Here is a 242-nt window from a genome sequence, read left to right on the forward strand (position 1 = left end):
GGTGCGATCCCGGGTGGACCCGCGGGTGCGGCAGGCCCGCAGGGCGCGTCCGGCGCCATCCCGGGTGGACCCGCGGGCGTGGCAGGCCCGCAGGGCGCCACCGGCGGCATCCCGGGCGGACCCGTCGGATCGGCCGGACCGCAGGGCGCGTCCGGCTGCATCCCCGGGCTGCCCTGTGCGAGCATCTCGGCGCCGTAACCACACCAACCGCCGTCGGCCGTCAACATGTCTTGACGGCCGGC

The 242-nt window shown here is 78.1% G+C and carries 1 pseudogene; it reads left to right on the forward strand.

The window, feature by feature from the left end:
* Positions 1-198, forward strand: a pseudogene (locus Q2100_RS16490) (hypothetical protein); the annotation flags it as partial.
* Positions 199-242: the final 44 nt, after the last annotated feature.

The sequence above is a fragment of the Mycolicibacterium arseniciresistens genome (assembly GCF_030519285.1).
Taxonomy (GTDB): Bacteria; Actinomycetota; Actinomycetes; order Mycobacteriales; family Mycobacteriaceae; genus Mycobacterium; species Mycobacterium arseniciresistens.